Source organism: Paenirhodobacter populi (assembly GCF_004022215.1).
Lineage (GTDB): Bacteria > Pseudomonadota > Alphaproteobacteria > Rhodobacterales > Rhodobacteraceae > Rhodobacter > Rhodobacter populi.
Genome location: NZ_SAUZ01000061.1, coordinates 1 through 3,380 on the forward strand (window position 1 = coordinate 1; position 3,380 = coordinate 3,380).

A 3,380-nucleotide genomic window follows, 5' to 3' on the forward strand; every position below is an offset into this window, starting at 1 on the left:
AGGCAGTGAGGGCCTGAAAGAGGGGGTCAAACCGCGTCCTGCAGAAATCCGCCCCGCAGCTGATCATCCACATCCTCCAAACAGTGTGAAAGGGCATCTGCGATGAGTTTCCACACAGCCTAAGCCCTTAGCCGTCATTCGCGTTGCCGGTTCCGATGCTGGAACGCCCAGATCGCCAGACAGACGCCCACAATCTGTATCGACGCCCCAAAGGCCTCGGCCACCGACGGCGCGCGACCCTCGAAAGCGAAGCCGAAGGTCAGGCCGAACACGGTCTCGGCGACGATCAATTGGGCGGCAAGGGCCAGCGGAAGTCGGTGCGAAGCTATCACCCAGAACCATGTCGCCAGCCACGATCCGGCGAGCCCCATCACCAGCGCCCACAGGATAAAGCCGGTCAGATGCCCCTCAGGCGGAATGGTCGGAGAGGTGAGCGGCAGAAGGCAGAGACTGCCGACCCCAGCCCCGAGTCCCTGAACCACTGTCCATTGCAGACCGTCCGGTGCATCCGGTGCCGTCATGACGGCAGAGTTGACTAGCCCGTAAACGATCCAGATCGCCAGCGCGAGAAGCGCAGCCAAGATTCCCGGCAAGACCTCCGGCGGTGCGTCTGCTGCCCTCAGCGTGCTGGCGTTGACGATCAGCACTCCGGCACCGATCAGCATCAGCGGCGGCAGAAGCCTCGCCCAGTTCAGCGCAGCGTCCCGCGCGTTGGCGATCAGCGCCAGAACCACCGGCATCAGCCCGATCACCAGCGGCGGAATCGCCGGGCCAGCGAGCCTGACGGCGTGGGCAACGGCGATGAAATATCCGATGTAACCTGCGCCGCCAAGCAGCATGCCGCGCAGCCACTGCCCACAGGACAACCCTTTCGGCCGAAATCGGGGCAGGATCATCAGGAGAGCCGACACCAGACCGAAGATCCCATATCGGGCGATGGTCAGATCAAGCGCGGTGAATGGCTCGACCGCGCGCGGCGCAACAAAACTCAAGCCCCACAACGCGCAGGTTGCGAGGCCAGCCAGAATCCCGACCAGCATTCGATGTCCTTTATCATAGAAGGTGCCCGCGCAATCTGCCTCGGATCGGAAAGATTTGGCATGGCGGATCGAAGGCAATTCATGCATGAATGCAATGATGTCTAAGGAAAGCGCAACTCATTACCTTCGATCCGAAACATCCCTTCTGGATGCCACGGATGCGCGTCTACTTGAGGCTCTGTGTCAGGACGCCCGCCAACCCTTGGCCGAACTGGCTCGGCTGGTCGGGATGTCGGCCCCAAGCGTCGCCGAGCGGCTGAGACGGTTGGAAGACCGGGGCATTCTCAGGGCTTTTACCGTCGAGATCGACACGCGCGCCCTCGGCTACCAGATCAGGGCGATGGTCCGCATCCGCCCGCTACCGGGCAAGCTTCACCTTGTCGAGAAGCTGATTACTGAGCGTCCCGAGTTCATTGAATGCGACAAGATCACCGGCGACGATCCGTTTCTCGCACGCATGGTGGTGCGCAGCATCGAAGAGATGGACGAGGTGCTGGAGGCGCTTTCCCATCATGCCGTCACCAGCACGGCGGTGATCAAGGGAACCTCCGTCAAACGCCGTCTGCCACCGTTGTAGAAAGGCGACCGGCCGTTTCGTCCGCAGAGGTACCAAGCACAACCGGTCCAGCGCCTCAGGCAGGACGCAAGCGGCCAGATCGACGCGCCGAGTCCATAGCGGCCATCGTCATGACAATCTATGCTGCGGCCATGCTCGTTTGTTCCGGGAAGACAATGCATGGCACCTATATCACCTGCTTTGACCCTGCGTCCGCTACCTGAACTCGATTATCATGACAGCAGGTCGGTCTCGCTTCCTGAATCCATTACCCCTATCGGAGCCTGGAACCTCATGACGGGCGAGCCGGGACCGCTCATGCGCCTGGCTTTCAAGATGAGGGATGCGATTTCTTCGCTGTTCGGTGTGAAGCGGATCGGTGGGTTTTCCGGCAGGCGTCGTGAGTCCGTGCAAGCGGGTGACCGGCTGGATTTTTTCCTTGTGGAACATAGCGCCCCGGACATGTTGGTCCTGACCGAACGAGATCGGCATCTTGATGTGATGATCTGCCTTTCGATAGCGGATCAATTGCTTACGGTTACAGCATCCGTCGTCACGCATAACACCTTCGGGCGCATGTATATGCTGCCGGTCGGACTGGCACATAAGCTGATTGTCAGCCGCGACCTCAGACGCCTTAAACGTGGGCTGGACGATATGGCATCAAATCGGAGCAACAAGCGAATACCCCGCGCTTGAGCAGAAAACGGTACTGCGCTTTTTGCAAGTAACCGGCAGCTTCGTCTTCATCGTCGCCGTTGTCTCGTCAGCGGGATGCACGTACGTCGTCAGCCTGGCTTAGTATCAAACATGAACCTCACGGTGCCAGGTGGGCTACCTGCTTCAGGGCGTGATCAGTTGCACAGTCGGGAAATAGGTGGCGTAACGGGCGATATCCCGTGTCAGCAGCGTGTAATCGCGAACAGCAGCATGGGCACCGATATAGAAATCCGGGAGAGGCGAGGTACGCGCGCCGCCCCGACGTCTGTAGCCGAGATAGGCCTTTCCGGCCAGAAAGCCTGCCTCCCAGGGCAGATCTTCGCGCTGAAACACGCTCGGAGGCAGAAGCTGATCGAGGTCTTCGATGCGAGCGAAGGCAGCTGATACTTCGGCATAGATCAGGGGGTTGATCACCAGTTGTTGGCCCCGGCCAGCGCGCGCCAGCGCCTCGGCAGACCATGTGCCCCAGTTTGGGTCGTCGGTCGCGATGTCGATCAGGATATTGGCATCGACCAGAACACGCGACATCCGTCAGTTCTCATCCGCACCACGGGTCAGGGCCATGATGTTTTCGGTCGTCATGCCGGTATCGGCTCTGCCACGCAGTTGCGCGATGGCCGCGGCCAGCGCAGGATTGTCGGGTTGGTCGCGGCGGCGCAGGACGCGCACCACCCCATCGTCGCCGATGGTGAACTCGATTTCGGTGCCGGGCAGAAACCCCGCCTGCTCGCGGATCGCCTGTGGGATCGTAACCTGGCCTTTGCTGGTGATACGCATGAGCTGCTCCTGTATTACCACACAGGTAATACCAAAATTCAGCCAGAGCAAGGGAAGCCCGGTCGGAAGGATGCCAGGGCCTGCCCTTCCGTATAATGACAACATCGGCATGGAGAGGGCCCCGCCCGGGTTTTCCCGGGCGGGGCTGTGATCTGGTGGTTCAGTTTGCGTCGCGGCGCTGCGGGCGGGACCAGATCAGCGAGTGGGTATCGCCGTCCTCGTCATCGAAGAGGCTGGCGTAGATCGGGGCGTTGAAGCTCGGATCGTCCAGCTTCAGGCCCAGATAG

6 protein-coding genes are annotated in these 3,380 nt (G+C 60.7%); 2 read left to right on the forward strand and 4 right to left on the reverse strand.

What is annotated here, in order from left to right; translation table 11 throughout:
• Positions 1-134: 134 nt before the first annotated feature.
• Positions 135-1,040 carry a DMT family transporter gene (locus D2T30_RS22695; RefSeq protein WP_128210632.1) on the reverse strand — a complete coding sequence of 302 codons (906 nt, stop codon included), beginning with the start codon at positions 1,038-1,040 and terminating at the stop codon, positions 135-137.
• Positions 1,041-1,137: 97 nt separating this feature from the next.
• On the opposite strand from D2T30_RS22695, the gene D2T30_RS22700 reads away from it, so the two are divergent.
• Complete coding sequence (locus tag D2T30_RS22700; protein ID WP_128210636.1) at positions 1,138-1,617, forward strand: Lrp/AsnC family transcriptional regulator; 480 nt, start codon at positions 1,138-1,140, stop codon at positions 1,615-1,617.
• A 159-nt stretch (positions 1,618-1,776) separates the two neighbouring features.
• Positions 1,777-2,295, forward strand: a complete 519-nt coding sequence (locus D2T30_RS22705) for a DUF2867 domain-containing protein (protein ID WP_128210633.1) — start codon at positions 1,777-1,779, stop codon at positions 2,293-2,295.
• Positions 2,296-2,439: 144 nt separating this feature from the next.
• Here the strand turns inward: D2T30_RS22705 and D2T30_RS22710 are convergent, their stop codons facing one another.
• From D2T30_RS22710 to D2T30_RS22720, 3 genes are all read right to left on the reverse strand, one after another.
• Complete coding sequence (locus D2T30_RS22710) at positions 2,440-2,844, reverse strand: type II toxin-antitoxin system VapC family toxin (protein WP_128210634.1); 405 nt, start codon at positions 2,842-2,844, stop codon at positions 2,440-2,442.
• 3 nt (positions 2,845-2,847) lie between these two features.
• The gene (locus tag D2T30_RS22715; RefSeq protein WP_128210635.1) at positions 2,848-3,093 is read right to left on the reverse strand and encodes an AbrB/MazE/SpoVT family DNA-binding domain-containing protein; all 246 of its coding nucleotides are present in this window, start codon (positions 3,091-3,093) and stop codon (positions 2,848-2,850) included.
• Positions 3,094-3,253: 160 nt separating this feature from the next.
• Positions 3,254-3,380: DUF736 family protein (locus D2T30_RS22720; protein ID WP_128207907.1), on the reverse strand; the 127-nt coding region annotated here is incomplete at its 5' end.